This window comes from Sorangium sp. So ce887 (assembly GCF_051521455.1).
Classification (GTDB): Bacteria; Myxococcota_A; Polyangia; order Polyangiales; family Polyangiaceae; genus Sorangium.
Map to the genome: position 1 here is coordinate 10,228,678 of NZ_CP150354.1, position 16,621 is coordinate 10,245,298.

General features: G+C 70.6%; 17 protein-coding genes. 4 read left to right on the top strand and 13 right to left on the bottom strand.

What is annotated here, in order from left to right; translation table 11 throughout:
• Window positions 1–22 precede the first annotated feature (22 nt).
• From hscB to WMF36_RS38260, 3 genes are read left to right on the top strand one after another with little or no spacing between them, the layout of a single operon-like run.
• The gene (gene hscB / locus WMF36_RS38250) at window positions 23–559 is read left to right on the top strand and encodes a Fe-S protein assembly co-chaperone HscB (RefSeq protein WP_437575768.1); all 537 of its coding nucleotides are present in this window, start codon (window positions 23–25) and stop codon (window positions 557–559) included.
• Window positions 556–2,565, top strand: coding sequence for a Fe-S protein assembly chaperone HscA (hscA, locus tag WMF36_RS38255; protein ID WP_437575769.1), 2,010 nt, complete (start codon window positions 556–558; stop codon window positions 2,563–2,565). Before hscB ends, hscA begins: the two co-directional genes overlap by 4 nt.
• Entirely contained in the window at window positions 2,565–2,921 is a 357-nt protein-coding gene (locus WMF36_RS38260; protein WP_437575770.1) for a 2Fe-2S iron-sulfur cluster-binding protein, read from the top strand. The genes hscA and WMF36_RS38260 overlap by 1 nt, the downstream gene beginning before the upstream one ends.
• A 43-nt stretch (window positions 2,922–2,964) precedes the next feature.
• Here the strand turns inward: WMF36_RS38260 and WMF36_RS38265 are convergent, their stop codons facing one another.
• Window positions 2,965–3,237 (bottom strand): hypothetical protein, encoded by a 273-nt coding sequence (locus tag WMF36_RS38265; protein ID WP_437575771.1) that lies wholly within the window; start codon window positions 3,235–3,237, stop codon window positions 2,965–2,967.
• Between the two features lie 320 nt (window positions 3,238–3,557).
• Here WMF36_RS38265 and WMF36_RS38270 point away from each other — a divergent pair, with 320 nt between their 5' ends.
• On the top strand, window positions 3,558–4,112 hold the full coding sequence (locus tag WMF36_RS38270; RefSeq protein ID WP_437575772.1) for a DUF4142 domain-containing protein: 555 nt from the start codon (window positions 3,558–3,560) through the stop codon (window positions 4,110–4,112).
• Window positions 4,113–4,167: 55 nt separating this feature from the next.
• Here WMF36_RS38270 and WMF36_RS38275 read toward each other — a convergent pair whose 3' ends face one another.
• From WMF36_RS38275 to WMF36_RS38330, 12 genes are all read right to left on the bottom strand, one after another.
• Entirely contained in the window at window positions 4,168–4,794 is a 627-nt protein-coding gene (locus WMF36_RS38275; RefSeq protein ID WP_437575773.1) for a hypothetical protein, read from the bottom strand.
• Window positions 4,791–5,429, bottom strand: a complete 639-nt coding sequence (locus WMF36_RS38280; protein ID WP_437575774.1) for a hypothetical protein — start codon at window positions 5,427–5,429, stop codon at window positions 4,791–4,793. The genes WMF36_RS38275 and WMF36_RS38280 overlap by 4 nt, the downstream gene beginning before the upstream one ends.
• Before the next feature lie 133 nt (window positions 5,430–5,562).
• Window positions 5,563–5,970 carry a hypothetical protein gene (locus tag WMF36_RS38285; RefSeq protein WP_437575775.1) on the bottom strand — a complete coding sequence of 136 codons (408 nt, stop codon included), beginning with the start codon at window positions 5,968–5,970 and terminating at the stop codon, window positions 5,563–5,565.
• 215 nt (window positions 5,971–6,185) lie between these two features.
• The gene (ychF, locus tag WMF36_RS38290; RefSeq protein WP_437575776.1) at window positions 6,186–7,277 is read right to left on the bottom strand and encodes a redox-regulated ATPase YchF; all 1,092 of its coding nucleotides are present in this window, start codon (window positions 7,275–7,277) and stop codon (window positions 6,186–6,188) included.
• A gap of 93 nt (window positions 7,278–7,370) precedes the next feature.
• Window positions 7,371–8,288 (bottom strand): hypothetical protein, encoded by a 918-nt coding sequence (locus WMF36_RS38295; protein ID WP_437575777.1) that lies wholly within the window; start codon window positions 8,286–8,288, stop codon window positions 7,371–7,373.
• Window positions 8,289–8,290: 2 nt separating this feature from the next.
• The gene (locus tag WMF36_RS38300) at window positions 8,291–9,760 is read right to left on the bottom strand and encodes an MBOAT family O-acyltransferase (RefSeq protein ID WP_437575778.1); all 1,470 of its coding nucleotides are present in this window, start codon (window positions 9,758–9,760) and stop codon (window positions 8,291–8,293) included.
• Window positions 9,761–9,904: 144 nt separating this feature from the next.
• The gene (locus tag WMF36_RS38305) at window positions 9,905–10,147 is read right to left on the bottom strand and encodes an acyl carrier protein (RefSeq protein ID WP_437575779.1); all 243 of its coding nucleotides are present in this window, start codon (window positions 10,145–10,147) and stop codon (window positions 9,905–9,907) included.
• Window positions 10,137–11,873 (bottom strand): HAD-IIIC family phosphatase, encoded by a 1,737-nt coding sequence (locus tag WMF36_RS38310; protein ID WP_437575780.1) that lies wholly within the window; start codon window positions 11,871–11,873, stop codon window positions 10,137–10,139. The genes WMF36_RS38305 and WMF36_RS38310 overlap by 11 nt, the downstream gene beginning before the upstream one ends.
• 224 nt (window positions 11,874–12,097) lie before the next feature.
• Window positions 12,098–13,018, bottom strand: a complete 921-nt coding sequence (locus WMF36_RS38315) for a class I SAM-dependent methyltransferase (RefSeq protein ID WP_437575781.1) — start codon at window positions 13,016–13,018, stop codon at window positions 12,098–12,100.
• A gap of 139 nt (window positions 13,019–13,157) precedes the next feature.
• Window positions 13,158–14,276, bottom strand: coding sequence for a DegT/DnrJ/EryC1/StrS family aminotransferase (locus tag WMF36_RS38320; protein ID WP_437575782.1), 1,119 nt, complete (start codon window positions 14,274–14,276; stop codon window positions 13,158–13,160).
• Entirely contained in the window at window positions 14,273–14,947 is a 675-nt protein-coding gene (locus WMF36_RS38325; protein WP_437575783.1) for an acyltransferase, read from the bottom strand. Before WMF36_RS38325 ends, WMF36_RS38320 begins: the two co-directional genes overlap by 4 nt.
• Window positions 14,944–16,620: a hypothetical protein gene (locus tag WMF36_RS38330; RefSeq protein WP_437575784.1), complete on the bottom strand. Its 1,677-nt coding sequence runs from the start codon at window positions 16,618–16,620 to the stop codon at window positions 14,944–14,946. The genes WMF36_RS38325 and WMF36_RS38330 overlap by 4 nt, the downstream gene beginning before the upstream one ends.
• Window position 16,621 lies beyond the last annotated feature (1 nt).

A 16,621-nucleotide genomic window follows, 5' to 3' on the forward strand; every position in this document is an offset into this window, starting at 1 on the left:
GCGCCCCTCCCCAGAGCACCTGATGACCGATCCCTTCGATATCCTGGGCGTCGAGCCTCGGTTCGACCTCGACCTGCGCGCGCTGGAGCAGCGCCACCGCGATCTCTCGCGCGCGCTCCACCCCGATCGCTACGCGGGCGCCCCCGCGGCCGAGCGAAGGCTCGCGCTGGGGCGCGCGATCGAGACGAACGACGCGCTGCGCGTCCTCAGGGATCCGATCCGCCGGGCCGATGCGCTGCTCCAGCGCGCCGGGCTCGCGCGGGGGGAGGAGGGCGAGCAGAAGGCCTCCCCTGCCCTGCTGATGGAGATGATGGAGTCGCGCGAGGAGCTCTCCGAGGCGGCGAAGCGGGGCGATCCCGCGCGGATCGCGCGCCTCGGCGGCGCGATGCGAGCGCGCGAGCAGGCGACCCTCGCCGCGATCCAGGCGGCCTTCGCCGCCGCAGGGAACGACCCGGAACAGCTGAAGGGCGTGCTCGCCCTGCTGAGCGAGCTCCGCTACATCCGGCGCTTCCTCGACGAAGTGAGCGCAATCGAAGAAGAACTCGCGGATCAGACATGACCCTCCTCGAAATTTTCGACCCCAAGGCAAGGCCCAGTCCGATCGGCATCGATCTCGGGACGACGAACTCGATCGTCGCCCGCGTGCGCGACGGCCGGCCGGTGGTCATCGACGACTGCAACGGCGAGCGGCTCGTGCCGTCGGTCGTGCACTACGACGACCGCGGCAACGCGATCGTGGGCCACAGCGCGCGACGGCTGGCGCAGGGCCACCCGCGCGAGACGATCGTCAGCGTGAAGCGCTTCATGGGCCGCGGCGCGAACGACCCGGAGACGCGGCGGCTCGGGCCGTACGAGTTCGTGGAGCCGAGGGGCCCCGAGGACGCGAAGAGCGTGCGCTTCAAGGTGCGCGACAGGGTCGTGACGCCCGTCGAGGTGTCGGCGGAGATCCTGAAGGAGCTCCGCACCTCGGCCGAGCGCGAGCTCCGGTCCGTCGGCGGCGCGGTGATCACGGTGCCGGCCTACTTCGACGACGCCCAGCGGCAGGCGACCAAGGACGCCGGCCGGCTGGCCGGGCTGGAGGTGCTGCGCCTGCTCAACGAGCCGACGGCCGCGGCGCTCGCGTACGGGCTCGACAAGCAGCAAAACGGCCTGTTCGCCGTCTACGATCTCGGCGGCGGGACGTTCGACATCACCGTCCTCCTGCTCGACAACGGGGTCTTCCAGGTGAAGTCGACCGGGGGCGACAGCGCGCTCGGCGGCGACGACATGGACCGGGCGCTCGCCGAGCGGCTGCTCCAGGAGATGGGCGCGACGCGGCGCACCCCCGAGGTGGTGCGGCTCGCGCTCGACACCGCCCGCAGCATCAAGCACGCGCTGACCGACGCGGAGCGGGTCGAGATCGAGCTGCCCGTGCAGGCGGGCGAGGCGAGCTCCGGCCGGCCTGGGTCGAAGCTGGTCACCGTGACCCGCGACGAGCTGAACGCGCTCATCGCGCCGCTCCTGGAGCGCACGGGCGTCGCCTGCCGCCGCGCGCTGCGCGACGCGGGCGTCCAGGCGGCGGACGTCGACGGCGTGATCCTCGTGGGCGGCGCGACGCGCGTGCCCTACGTGCGCGACTACGTGGCGAAGCTCTTCGGCAAGGCGCCGCTCAAGGACATCGATCCGGAGGAGGTCGTGGCGCTCGGCGCGGCCATCCAGGCCGACATCCTGGCCGGCTCGATGGATCGCGCCGACGAGGTGCTGCTGCTCGACGTGCTGCCGCTGTCGCTCGGCATCGAGACGATGGGCGGCGTGGCCGAGAAGATCCTGCCGAGGAACACGACGATCCCGGCAGGGGCGCGGCAGGTCTTCACGACCTACGCGGACAACCAGACCGGGTTCGATCTGCACATCGTGCAGGGCGAGCGGGAGCTCGCCGCCGACTGCCGGTCGCTCGCGCGCTTCGTGCTGAAGGGGATCCCGCCGATGCCCGCGGGCATGGCGCGGCTCGAGGTGACGTTCCGCGTCGACGCCGACGGGCTGCTCGGCGTGACCGCGCGCGAGCTGACGACAGGGGTCGAGCAGAAGGTCGAGGTGAAGCCGAGCTACGGGCTGACCGACGAGGAGGTGGAGAACATGCTCCTCGCGGCGCTGGACCACGGGGAGGAGGACCTGCTCAAGCGGCGGCTGGTCGAGGCGCGGGTCGAGGGCGAGCGCGTGGCGATGGCGACGCGCAAGGCGCTCGCCGCGGACGCCGATCTGCTCGGGCCAGGCGAGCGCGAGGAGATCGAGGGGGCGCTGAGCGCCATCGACGCGGCGATCCGCGGGGACAGGCCGGGGCTGATCCAGGCGCGGACGGACGCGCTCGACGAGGCGACGCGCGCGTGGGCGGGGCGGCGGATGGACCGCGCCGTGGCCAAGGCGATCGCGGGCAAGCAGGTCGAGGACGTCGAGGCGAAGGTCGCGGCGGCGAGGGGCGTGGACGCGCACCTGGCCGAGCACCGAGGGGACGACGCGAGCCGCGCGTCGACCGAGACGGGCGGCCCGAGCGCGGCATCGACGAGCATCGAAGCGAGGAGGAGCTGATGGTCAAGGTCCGCTTTCTGGCGCACGGTCGCGCATGGGAGACCGAGGTCCCGGTGGGCTCGACCGTCCTCCAGGCATCGAAGGCCGTGGGCGCCCCCGAGGGCGACGCGTGCGGCGGCGTCTGCGCGTGCTCCACCTGCCACGTGTACGTCGCGAAGGGGCGCGAGCTCCTCAGCGAGGCCGAGGAGGACGAGGAGGACATCCTCGACAAGGCGTTCGACGTGCGGTCGAGCAGCCGCCTCGGCTGTCAGGCGAAGATCCTGAGAGACGGCGAGATCGAGGCGGAGATCTCCCGGGAGAGCCTCGACGCGTTCTACAACGAGCACCCGAACGCGAAGGATCCGCGCAAGGGCTGAGCCCTTCGCGCGCCCGATCAGCGCGGGCCGGCCAGGGCCGGGGCTACGACGGCGGCCTCGCCTTCGCCGGCGGCTTCGGCTCGCGCGGCGCGGGCGGCGGGTTGCGGAGCTTGTCGAGCTCGGAGCGCGCCTCCGCGGTGACGCGGCGAGCGATGTGGGCGAAGGCCGAGGCGGCCTCCCTGGCGGGCGGCGTCGAGACGATGGCGACGAGGTGCTGCGCGGCCGTCTTCCTGCCGACCGGGACGAGGAAGAAGGTCAGGGCGGCGAGGAGGAACACGATGCCGTTCGTGAGGCGCTTGAAGAAATCGCCGACCACAGGCGCCGAGGGTAGATGGAGCGAGCGGCCGGGGCCCAGTTCTCGGGGGCCGTTTGCCCTTCAACCAGGCGCCCCCTTCCTCAGCGCTCGTTCGATGAAACGCTCGCTCGGCGCTCGCGGCCGCCACGCGCTCGCCCACCTGCCGCGCGGCCGCGGGCGGACCGCCCCATGCTCGCTGCCCCTTGCCAGAGCGACGAGGTCTCACGACAAACGAGGGGTGGCTCGACCCGGAGGCGCCGAGCAGCGGAGTCCGGCCGTGCCGGTTCCATGGAGCGCTCGGCATGGCCGCCCGGCGAGAGCCGGACAAGGAGGGGACTGAGATGCTCAAGCCTGTTCTATTCACCATCATGCTGGGGGCGGCGATCTTGCCGGCCTCGACGGCTGCGCAGGGGCAGGGCGCGACAGGGCAGCAGGCCCAGGCCGGCGACACCAAGCTCAGCAAGTCCGATCGGGAGTTCATCGAGAAGGCTGGCCAGGGGGGGCTCCTCGAGGTGCGGCTCGGGCAGCTCGCGCAGCAGCGCGCCGCGAGCCCGGAGGTGAAGCGCTTCGGGCAGCGGATGATCGACGACCACTCGGCGACGAACAAGCGGCTCGCGCAGCTCGCGCAGCAGAAGGGCGTCCTCGTGCCGCAAGAGCTCGCTCAGGAGCACCGCGAGGAGGTCGACAAGCTGTCGAAGAAGACGGGAGCCGAGTTCGACCGGGCCTACATGAGCGCGATGGTCGACGACCACGAGGACGACGTCGAGAAGTTCGAGAAAGCCTCGAAAGAGGCGAAGGACGCCGAGCTGAAGGCCTTCGCCGCCGCGACGCTGCCGCAGCTGCGCGAGCACCTCGCGCAGGCGAAGCAGATCCACGGCAAGGTGAAGGGGAAGTAGCGGCGCGAGCGCGCCGGCCACGCGCGGCGCGGCCGGCGCTCGGCCGAGGGCCGGCTCAGGCGACCACGCGCACCGCGCGCTCGGGCGCCTGCGCGGGCGGCGGGGTCGTCCTCGACCTCGCCGCGCCGCGGACAGGCGCGAGCTTGCCCCGGAGCTTCTGATAGGCGGCCACGTCGACCGGCTCGCCCCGGACCCAGGCGCGGACGAACGGCGCCACGCCGGTCTCCCACGCAGCGCTGAGCCGCAGGGCGAGGAACTCGCTGTAGAGCGCGGTGAAGAGCGTCTCGAGCTCCTCGATGAGGTACATGCGCTCGTAGAACTGCTCGTCCGCGGCGTCCTTGACGACGCTCGGGATCTTGACGCCCGCCAGCGCGAACGCGTCGGCGTTGAAGAGGAAGGCGTACTCGAGCTCTCCGCGGGTGACGCGGACGCGCGCCTGCGAGGGGAGCTTGCCCTGGCGCAGCGCCTCGTGGGCCTCCGGCGCACTGCTCGGCGCCGCGCCCTTGAGCCGGCTCTGCTCCTTCTCCTGGACGAGCGTGATCTGCCCCTCGAGCCAGAGCTCGCAGACGCCGAGGGCGTCCAGGGAGAAGCGGCCCTCGAAGAGCTCGCTCTCGAACCAGAGCCAGACAAGGAACTCCCGGCCGACGAATCGGCGCTGCTCGATCAGCTCGGCGAGGCTCACCGGGCACCTCCAAGGGGCGATTCGGCGTGGAAGACGGTGGGTTTGAGCACCTCGAACGCGGCCAGCTGCTCGCTCGTCAAGCCGAGCTCGCGGGCGGCCGTGTAGGGGCTCTCGGGCACGAGATCGAGCTCGAAGGTGTCCTCGAAGAGCTCCGCGAGCCCCTCGTGCGCGCGCGGCGACTGGTTCCAGAACCGCACGACGCCGGCCTCCAGGTTCCAGGAGAGGTCCACGACCTTCATCACCGGCATGAGCTGCGCGCGGAGCTTCCTCGACACGACCGCCCGGAGCTCCTCCTTCTCGCGCCGCCCGAGCTTCTCGCGCCCGCGCTTGGCGAGGTGCTCCCGCTCCGCCTCGGCGAAGTGCGCCTTGAAGAGCGCCGCGGGCACCTGCCACCGATCGGTCCTGAGGCCGAGGTTGAGGTACGAGTTGAAGAAGATCTTGCCGTGATCGAGCTCGCAATCGAGCGGGTTCTCGATGGAGCACCACCCGGCGCGCTGCTCTGCGTCCTCCTCGACCGTGAGCGGCCGGAACGCGCGGAGCTGGATGCGCTCGGCGAACCTGTCGCGGAACCCGTCGGGGAGCTCGCCGCGGACATAGAACTTCGAGAATGAGATGGATCCTTTGAGTGCGCCCAAATGATCGTCCTTTCGTCCCGTGAGGGCGAAGGAGGTAGCCGAGCGGATCCAGGGGGTCAAAAAACCGGACGCCGCGCTGCCGCCATGGGCCAACGCGCGGTGAGGAGGCCGGCCGCGCGGCAGGGCGGCGCGCTCAGAGCGGCTGGACCAGCGGCGGACGCAGCCAGCGGCCCGAGAGCGGGCCGGTGAGGTAGAAGCGGTAACGGAGGAAGTACGGCCGCTCGTCGGGCCCGCAGAACACGACGGTGGACCGCAGGAAGCGACCGAAGGCATCGCCGCCTGGAGCCGCCGAGGGCCTGTGGCCGAGCGGCGGCGCGGGCGTCGCGGGGAAGCGGGGCGGCGCGCCCACCAGGAACCCGCGCGGCAGCGCGCACGGCGCGGGCGGACGGGGCGCCGGCGCCGCGTCGCCCCCCGGGTCCGGGGCGCCCACCTCCTCGGGCGGGGCGTCGGCCGCGGCCGCGACGCAGCCCGCCGCGGCGCTCCCCGACGAGGTGAGGAGAACCAGCACACACCACGCGCCGCCGCTCGTCGCCCTGGGCACCGTCCTGCCTCCGTCCACGAGGCGCAAGGTCGACGGAACGCCGGCGGTCGCGGCCGGCACACCGCGCCTGCGCGCACAACGGAGGAGCAACGGCGGTGCCGCGCCGCCCCCGAAGCAGGGGTGCGGCGCGAACCAGGGCAACGCGATGCAGGGGCGCGGCGAGCGCGCTCGGGAGGGCCCGCGGCGGCGAGCGGGCGCGCCCGAGGAATGGACAGTCAGACGTTGAAGAGAAAGTGCGTGACGTCGCCGTCCTGGAAGACGTACGTCTTGCCCTCGACGCGCAGCTTGCCGGCGGCGCGGATGGCGGCCTCGGTCCGGTGCTCGACGAGGTCCCCCACGTTGTAGACCTCCGCCCGGATGAAGCCCTTCTCGAAATCGGTGTGGATGACCCCTGCGGCCTGCGGCGCGGTGCACCCGACCGGGATGGTCCAGGCGCGGATCTCCTTGGGACCGGCCGTGTAGTAGCTCTGGAGGCCGAGGAGCCGGTAGGCCTCGCGCGCGAGCGTCGAGAGCGCCGGCTCCTTCATGCCGAGGCTCTCGAGCATCTCGGTGCGCTCGTCTGGCGCGAGATCGTTCAGCTCCGCCTCGAGCTTGCTGCAGACCGGCACGACGCCGCTGCCCTCGGAGGCAGCGCGCTCGCGCACCTTCGCCGCGAGCGGGCCCGTACCGGAGACGTCGGACTCGTCGACGTTCGCCACGTAGAGGACCTTCTTCGCGGTGATCATGCCGAAGGTCTTCACGACCTTCCGCTGCTCGTCGTCGAAGGAGAGCCCGCGGACCGGCTTGCCCGCCTGGAGCGCCTCGAGACACCGCTCCATGAGCGCGATCTTCGGGAGGAGCTCCTTGTCGCCCTTCGCCTGCTTCCGCGTGCGCTCCACCATCCCCTCGAGCGAGCCGAGGTCGGCCAGCATGAGCTCCGTCTCGATCGTGTCGATGTCGCGGAGCGGGTCGACGCCGCCGTCGACGTGCACGACGTCCGCGACCGTGAAGCAGCGGACCACGTGGAGGATCGCGTCTACCTCACGGATATGACTCAGGAATTTGTTCCCGAGCCCCTCGCCCGTGCTCGCGCCGCGCACGAGGCCGGCGATGTCGACCACCTGCACCATGGCGGGGATGATCTTCTCGCTCTTGATGTACTTCGCGAGCGTCGTGAGCCGGTCGTCAGGGACAGGCACGGCGCCGACGTTGGGCTCGATCGTGCAGAACGGGTAGTTCTGCGCCTCGGCCTTCGCGGCCGTCAGTGCGTTGAACAGGGTGCTCTTGCCCACGTTGGGCAGTCCGACGATGCCGACCTCGACGCTCATGGCGCGCACGTCTAGCACAGGCAGGGTCGCGCGGCCCGGCGCCGTGGGAGCTCCGCCCTGAGGGGAGCCCCGGCAGGCCCGCGCCGCCGTCGCTCAGCGGGGGCGACCGGCGCGGTCGGACCAGATCGCGCCGGCGAGGCGACGCGCGGCGTCGGGACCGAAGTGGAACGGGTCGGTGAAGTTGTCCCTGCTCGCCGTGAGCTCGTCGTCGACGTCGAAGTCGTGGGTCTTGCCGAGCTGGCCGAGCCGCAGAGGCAGGCTCTTCCACTCCTCCTCGACGCCGAGCTGCCGAAGCCGCTCGTGCACGTCGGCGTGGCTGGGCAGGATCACGAACGTCAGCTCGATCCCTCGCTCCCGGCAGTACGCGGCGATCTCCGCGAGCTTGCCGTAGGCGCCCTCGTTGAAGCGGTACTTCGCGAACATCCTGGTGGTCGCCTCGCCGAGCTGGACTTTCCAGAACTCGTCCTTGCTCATCGGCGGAACGGTCGAGGGGGGCGCTGCGCCGAAGTATTTCATGAGCACGAGGTGCTTCGCCGCCGCTGCCACATCGCGGTTGATCACATAGAGGAGCGGGTTGCTCGCCGTGGCCTCGGCGCCCTTCACACTGTCACGATCGATGTATTCGTTGAAGTTCTCGATCCCGATCCCGAAGACGACCCGCTCGAGCTTCGCCCTGCTCGCCGCGAACCAGAACAGGTGGATGAACTCGGTCGCCGACCCGCCTCCCAGGCTGAGGTTGTGGTAGTCGACAGCGGAGGCCTCCTTCAGGAGGTCCGGGGTCAAGAGGTACATCTTGGACGCGCCGAGGGTGATGTTCGGGTGCGGCGCCCGGTTGAACTCGATGACCTTCCACAAGGGGTTGTTGATCGCGATCGCGACCTTGCTTTTGTCGTGGACAGGCATGAAGCGGCCCACGCCGAACCGCTCGAAGGGGTCGATGACCACGATGCCGAGGGCGTAGAGCGCGAACGGCAGCAGGAGGAGCGAGGCCTTCAGGATGAATCGCTTCATCGTTAGAATTGCACGTAGATGAAGGTCTGAGTCGCATTGTGCGCGCCGTACAGCAGGATGGACGCGCCGAGGGCGTAGTAGGTCGCCCAGCGAAGGGCGGCGGGCTTCGCCGCGAAGAACGACCGCAGATCGAGGCGCTCGTGGACGAGCTCGACGACCAGCATGACGAGCGTGGCGAGCATCACGATGACGAAATCTTCCTTGTAGTAGCCCAGCGAGCCCACCGTCAGGGCGAGGTGCCCGGGGCGAAGGGCGTTCCCGGCGAAGTCCCCGAGCCCCGAGCCGAGGTGCGTGACGATGTAGACGGCGTCGCTCAGGGTGCTCGCGCGGACGAAGATCAACGTGAAGCACACGAACGAGAACGTCAGCGCGACGCCGAGCGCGCTCGCGAGGCGCGGCGGCAGCTTGATGAGCTTCGCGCGCTTCTTGCGCGTGAGCGTCTCGAAGGCCATGGCGAGCCCCTGGAGCAACCCCCACGCGAGGAACCCCCACGCGGCGCCGTGCCATAGCCCGCTCAAGGTGAACGTCAGGATGACGGCGAGGACCACGCCGAGCTGGCCTCGATGGCGCATCGCGATCGCGAGCGGGGAGAAGACGTAATCGTTGAACCAGCTGTAGAGAGAGATGTGCCAGCGCCGCCAGAACTCGGACAGGTTCGTGGCAAAGTAGGGACGCCTGAAGTTGTTCGTCACGTCGATGCCGAACACCTTGGCCGCGCCGACGGCGATGTCCGAGTATCCGGAGAAATCAGCGTAGAGCTGGAGCGCGAAGAAGACGGAGGCCAGGGTCAGCTCGACGCCGCCGTACTGGCGAGGCTCGCGGTAGATGGTGTCCACGCCGAGGGCGAGGCGATCCGCGACGACCGTCTTCTTGAAGAAGCCCCAGGCCATCTGCCTGAGCCCGTCGGTGACCCGCCCGTAGTCGAAGGGGTGCTCGGCGCGGAGCTGCGGGAGCAGGTGCTGCGCGCGCTCGATGGGCCCGGCGGAGAGGCGCGGGAAGAAGAGCATGTAGAGGGCATAGATGCCGAAGTGCCTCTCAGGCTCCTGATCACCGCGGTAGACGTCGATGGTGTAGCTCATCGCCTGGAACGTGTGGAACGAGAGGCCGAGCGGCAGGAGGATGTCCAGCGCCGGAGCCGACCCGCCCACGTGCGCGAGCGACAGGACTGCGTTCACGTTCTCGACGGCGAAGTTGTAGTACTTGAAGAACGCCAGCGTCCCGAGGTTCATCGCGAGACTCAGGGCAAGGTAGAGCTTCCGGCGGGCGTCGTCCGCCCTCGCCATCGCGAGCGCGACCGAGTAGTCGACGGCCGCCATCGCGAGGACGAGGACGAGGTAGGCCGGGATGAAGGCCGTGTAAAAGACGCAGCTGGCGATGAGGAGATGAACCCAGCGCAGCCGGTGCGGAAGGAGATAATAGATCGCCGCGACGACAGGGAAGAAGAGAAGGAACTGAAGCGAGCTAAACGACATGTGTGGCGGGGTTCAAGGTTCGACCTGCACCGTGAGCGTGCTCCGCCCCGCCGGGGGAGGCCGCCGCCGCGGCGACCTCCGCCGTCAGGCGGGCGTCGCACCGGCGCGAGAGGCGGGCGTTCACGTCGGCCTGCCCGACGAGCTCTACTTCGCGCGCTTCGCGGCGACCGCGGCGCACATCTCCCCGACGTTCTTGAAAGAATGGATCTCCCTCGAGGTGAAGGTGATCTTGAAGTGCTTCTCGATGGCAGCCACGATCTGAACGTGAGAGAGGGAATCCCAGTCGGGCACCTCCTTCGCCGTGGTGGTCTCCTGAACCACGATGTCAACGTGATCGAGCACCTTCCTGATGATGTCGCTGATCTGGCTCAGGATTTCATTCGCCATGGGGCAAAACATTTGAATGGATGAAGGTTGCACGTTGTGCGTAGTCGCGGACGTCGAGGTGCCACCGCCCGTCGCGCGGGTAGAAGCCCAGAGTCATGTAATGGTCCTTCACGAGCTCGTTCTTCTTGGTGGGGACATACTCCCCGACGATCGTCGCGTAGCCCTCGCGCCGAGCCCGGTCCACGAGGGTGTTGAGCACGAAGCTCTCGAGCCCCCTCCTCAGGACCCGGCAGCTCATGAGCCACGTGTCGATGAACAGCGCGTCGCCTTCCCGCTCGAGGAAGACGACGCTCACCAGCCCGTAGCTGCCGAGCCTGTCCGTTAGGCTCACCGCGAACGGCAGGTGGCGCGGCGACTGCGCGATGCGGTGCACGTCGTCCTCGGAGTACCGGATCGTCCGGAGATTGAACTGGTTGGAGCGCTGGATGAGCTGGGCCACCCGCGGGACATTGAACGCGGTGAGCGGCTCGACCTCGACGGTCATCTCGAGGCTCCGCAGGAACTCTTCTTCCGTGGCGAACGTCTCCTTCAGCTCCCGTCGCCGGCCCTCCTCTCGATACTGCCGCGTGCGCGCCCCGTCCTCCGCCGTGGACGAGGTCGTCTCGAAGAGGTTCAGCCGCTGCAGATAGGGCAGGTACAGGGCCGGATCGTCAGGCAGCTCGGGGACGCACACGTCGGGCAGGTTCCTCCGGACGATCTCCCGCTCGGCCGGGTTGTCGTCGACGAAGACCATGGAGTCGAACCCGATCTCGAGGATGGACTGGATATGTCGAATGTTGTCGACCTTGTTCTCCCAGCTCGCGCAGAAGACGGCGAAGTCGTCCAGGCGGAGCACCATGTCGGGGTGCACCTGGAACGGCTCGGCCGCGACGCGCGGGTCGTTCTTGCTGCTGACCGCGAGCAGGACTCCCCGGTTCTTGAGCTCCTTGGCCCACCGCTGGAGCTGCGAGTAGGCGGCGCCCACGCCGAGGCCGCCGATCTCGATGGCCTCGACGCCGTCATCTCCGATGACGCCGCCCCACAGCGTGTTGTCCAGGTCGAGCACGAGGCACTTCTTGAAGCGCCCCGACGCCGCCGCGACGATGTCGACAACGCTCCGCGCGGCGACCGGCAGGAAGTCGATGCTGAAGAGCAGGTCCGTGGTGATCGCGATCTTGCGATCCGTCATCGCGTCGCGGCCGAGCTGGCTGCAGAGGAGGCTGAGATCGCTGACGAGGAGATTGGGGACAGACTGGGCAAGATCCATCAGCTGGAAATTGGCCTTGCGAATCTGATAGACCCAGGACGAGGAGACCTTGTTGGCGAAGCTCCCGAAGACCCCATCGTCGATCTCGGGGTAGTTCGTGCAGATCACGGTCGCCGAGAGGTGCTGGCCCAGGACGCCGACGAGCTGCCTGAGGGTGTCGATGTGGCCCTCCGCGAAGCCGGCTCTTGCGTCCAGCGGGAGCTCCTGGAACCTGGCGAGCAGCTTCTCGGCGGCGTAGAACACGAGCACGAACTGCGGCTTGAAGCGGTGGAGCTCCGAGGACGTATCGAGGATCTGACGCTCTATCTGATCGTAGTCGGCCTCGTAGATCTCGATGTTCAGACCGCTCTCGTAACCCGAGCCACGCAGCGCCTGGACCAACAGCTGGGTCGCGGAGTCCGCAAGCACGGCGAGGCGGACCACCTTGAGCTGCGAGAAATCCTTTTTGAGGTTACGTTTCAGCTCCGCGAACGTCGACATGGGACACGGCTCCCTGTGATGTTGAACGCCGTACGCACCCGTGGCGGCGCAAAAATACACGCGCCTCAGGGGTGGAACAAGCGCTCCTGCCGGGCTGTCCGGGACGCACAGCCGAACGGCTGCTGCCCCGGATCACGTTGGATGCGTGGGGGTCCCGATCCATTCAGCGGCCGAGCCCGCTCAGCGGAGGAGCGCCGCAGGGAGGCCAGGTCGTGGAGACGCGATTACGCCGGATGGCCAGCGACGACGACGCACGAGATCGTGCTATCGGTCTTGCGCGCGCGCTCGAGCGAGTAGCCGGTGATGGGGAAGAAGCGCGTCTCAGCGATGGCGTAGCCGCTGCTCGCGACCAGATCGACCGCTTCCTCCGGCGTTCGGAGCAGGTACAGGTGATCGGGCGCGGGGCTGTTGACGGGCACGTTGACGAAGAGACGTCCGCCCGGCGCGAGGGAGCGCCGCAGGCTCTGGAGCGCGGCTCGGGGATCCTCGAGGTGCTCGCAGACCTCGCTGATCACGATGCTGTCGAAGCGCTCGCCGTCGTCCACGGCATCGGCGAAATCGCGCCTCACGAGGCGCGGCGCGCGCCGCACCCCGAGCGCCTGCATGGCGTGCCCGGTCGCGTCCAGGCTCGCCGCGCTGAGGTCCCACGCGGAGACCACGCCCGAGCGCGCATCCTCGGCGGCAAAGTAGAGCAAGAGGCCGTGGCCAGGGCCGATCTCGAGGTGGCGGTACCCCGGTGGGTTCGACGCGAGGAAGGTGTCGACGTAGTACTCCATGACCGCCGTGTGGTTCGCCCAGAAGATATGGGAGAGGAGCACTCCGTGCATGTACTGCGTCATGTAAGCGTGGTCGTCGTAGACCTCACGCCGGGCCTCGGCGAGCGTCGAGAGGCGGTACCGGCCGGTGCGCCGGAAGTAGAGCTCCTCCTCGAGAATGCGTTCGCACATCCACTTGTAGTCCGCGCAGATGCGCGGGAGGTCGTCACCGGCGAGCCGCAGCGCGAGCGACGCGACGCGCTCCGCAAAGCCGAGCTCGGTCGCAGCAAAGCGCTTCCGCAGGAAATCCTCGTGCTCCGGCCATGCCGCCAGCTGCGCCTGGACGATCCGTTCGAGCGAGGGCTGTGCGGGGAGGACGATCGATGCCATGCGCGGGAGGCTAGCCCAGCGCGCGCGCGCAGGGAACGCCAAGCGGGCCGCTCGCGCGCGACGCGCAAACACCCCTCGCCCTCGCAGCGGGAGTATCGGAGGAGGCAGCAGCCACGACGGAGCACCGCCGCGACGCCGGTCAGACGAAGAAGGCAGTGATGGCGCGCACGACGCGGGCGACCTCCTCGCTCGTGAGCTCAGGGAAGATGGGGAGCGCGAGCGTCTCGCGCGCGGCAGACTCCGCGACGGGAAGAGAGCCGGCCGGCGGGCCGAGCGACGCAAAGCAGGGCTGGAGGTGGAGCGGCGCTGGATAGTAGACCTCGGTGCCGATACCCCGCTCGGCCAGGGAGCTGCGCAATGGGTCGCGCAGCGACGCGTCGTCGAGACGAATGACGTATTGATTGACGCTGTGCCCGGCGGCGCCGGTGTCAGGCAACGACAGGGGCAGGCCCGCCCCGCCGAGCAGCGCGGCATACTGCGCGGCGTGCTCGCGCCGCCTGTCGAGGAGCGCGCCGAGCCGCGGGAGCTTGCGCCGGAGGAGCGCCGCCTGGAGGGCGTCGAGCCGGAAGTTGCCGCCGACCCGCGTGTGGTGGTGCTTCCTGCGAGCGCCGTGCGCCCGCAGCGACCGGACGCGAGCGGCGAGCTCGCCGTCGTCGGTGGTCACGAGCCCGCCGTCGCCGAAGCCGCCGAGGTTCTTGGTCGGGAAGAACGAGAAGCACCCCATGAGCCCGATCGCGCCAGCGCGGCGGCCCGCGCGCTCGGCGCCGAAGGCCTGGGCCGCGTCCTCGATGACCGGCACGCCGCGGCTCCCCGCGACAGCGAAGAGTTCGTCCATGGGAGCGCAGCCACCGAAGAGGTGGACGGCGATGACCGCCCGGGTGCGCGCGGTCAGGGCGCGCGCCAGGGAGGCGGGATCCAGGTTGAAGGAGCCGGGGAGCACGTCCGCGAAGACCGGCCGCGCGCCGGTGCGATGGATGGCGCCCGCGGTCGCGAAGAACGTGTACGCGGGGCACACCACCTCGTCGCCGGCGCCGACGCCGAGCGCCATCAGCGCGGCGAGCAGCGCGTCCGTGCCGGACGAGACGCCGATCGCGTGCCGGACGCCGAGGTACGCGGCGCACTCCGACTCGAAGGCATCGACCTCCGGACCGAGGATGTAGCGGCCGCTCTGGACGACCGACTGGAACACGGCGGTGAGCTCGTCCTGCATGACGAGATCGCCGCGAGCACGGTCGAAGAAGGGGACAGGCGGCGTCAACTCTCGATGTCCTCCGCTGCGGGGAGATCGCGATAATGGCGGCCGGCCGCGGCGCGGGGCGCCGGCAGCGGCGCGTCCTCGTCGAGATCGAGGCAACGGACGACGTCACCGCGTCGCTCGTAGCGATAGCCGCTTTCGGGGCAGCGCATCAGGCCGTCGCGGGAGGCGACGAGCTTGTGACCATGGCGGCTCATCCAGCCGGCGCGCCGGGCCGGCACGCCGGTGACGAGCGCATAGTCGGGGACATCGCGGGTGACCACGGCGCCGGCGCCGATGAACGCGTGGCGACCGATCGTGACGCCGCAGACGACGGTGGCATTGGCGCCCACGGTGGCGCCGCGGCGAATGCGCGTCCGGTCGAGGAAGGCGCGACGGTCGATCTGCGCGCGCGGGTTGATGACGTTGGTGAGGACGGCGGAGGGGCCGAGGAACACGTCGTCCTCGACCAGGGTGCCGTCATAGACAGACACGTTGTTCTGGATCCGGACGCCATCGCCGATGACGGCGCTGCCCGCGACGAAGACGTTCTGGCCGAGGACGCAGGCGCGGCCGAGCCGCGCGCCCGCGGAGACATGGCAGAAGTGCCATATCCTCGTCCCCTCGCCGATGTCGCAGGGCTCGTCGATGCACGCCGACGCGTGCGCGAAGAACGGCCTCGCGGGCTGGCTCACGGCGCCTCCTCCGGCGAAGGGCCGGCGGGAGGCGCCGGGCGCCGGGAACCGTCCTCCGGGGCGGCCCGCAAGGCGCCCGCCGCCGAGGGCGCGGCCCAGAGCCCCCAGGCGCCGCGCGTCGCGAGCGGCGGGCCGGCGAAGGCGATCGCGGGCGGCCTGACGCGCCCGATGAGGTAGGCCGCGCCCAGGCCGGCGACGCGGCGCGCGAGCGACGCGGGGTCGTCGAAGCTCGACCGGACCGGGGGATCGCGCGGATCGATCGAGCGATCCGGGTGCGCGCCCCCGGGACGGGCGAGGGCGGCGAGCGCCGCGAGGTGGCCATAGTCGGCGACCTCGACGAGGACGGGCGCCGAGGGAGGCGTGAGCTCCGCGGCGGCGCGGCCGATGGCGACCTCGTCCGTCCGCGGGTTGAAGTGCTCGCGGCGCAGGTGGGGCCGGAAGAAGACGCCGACGCAGAGCACCGCCAGGAGAGCGCCGCCGAGCGCCCTGCGCGCCCCGGCCGAGGCGCCGCGGAAGGCGCGCGCCGAGAGATCCCCCACGGCGAGGGCGAGCAGGAGCAACGCGAGGAGGGTCGCGCGCTCGGGGTGATGCGTGGGAGCGCCGTCGCGCACGAGGGCGAGCGAGAGCGCCGCGATCTGGAAGGCGGCGACCGCGCCGGGGAGCGCGTACGGACGGGCCGCGCGGAGGAGCGGCGGGAACGGGCGGGCGCTCCCCGATGCGGCGCCGCGGCGGGCGCGCCAGGCGATGAGGGCGAGGGCGATGGAGCTCAGAAAGAGCTCCGGCTCCTCGCGGACCATCGCGGCGGGGTACGCGAAGAGCCGCAGCAGGGTGCCGTCATCGCCCGGGCCGAGCGCGCTGCGGTAGGAGGCGACGCGGGCCAGGAAGTGCAGCGCCTCCCCGTGGGCGACGCGGTTCCATGCGATCCACGCGGCGGGCCCGGCGAGCGCCGCGAGCGCCGCGAGCGCGAGCTTCGCCTGCGCGGCGCGGCTCTGACCGAGGCGGGCGGCCGCGAGCAGCGCCATCGCCGCGAAGGCGGCGGCGACAGGCCAGGGCTCGTAACGGGAGAGCGTCGCGAGCACGAGCGCGAGCGCGCCGAGGAGGGCGCGCCCGGCCGGCGGCGCAGGCCCGGCCGGCGGCGTGACGAGCGACGCCACCGCGACGAGCGAGAGGGCCGCGGTCGGCAGCTCGGGGACCGTCGCCACGCCGAGGCAGGCGCTCCACGGAAACGCGCCCGCGAGCAGCGCACCGGCGAGCGCGGCGCGGCGGTCGCCCGTGATCCAGCGGGCGGAGATGTAGACGAGCGCGGCCGACGCGACGCCGAGCGCGAAGGCGACGCCACGGGCGACCTCGAGGGTCGGCGCGAGGACGGGCCCAAGAGCGCGGAAGAGCGCGCCGTTGAGCCAGAAAGGGGCGGGGAGCCAGCTCGTCCCGGTCGGGTCGAGCCGGGGCGCGTGGGCCCACGCCTGCGCGAGGACCACGCGCGCGAAGTCGTCGTCGCTCACGGCCCGGAAGCCGAGCGCGAGGACCAGCGCGGAAACTGCAGCCTTGGCGAGGGCGACGAGGGCAAGGTCGCGCGCGAAAGGGGCGGCGGAGGCCACGGCCCCTCCCGCGGACGACCCCGCGTCGAGCGCCCTGCCCGCTTCCCTCCCCGACGCGGGAGCGGGCCGTAGCACG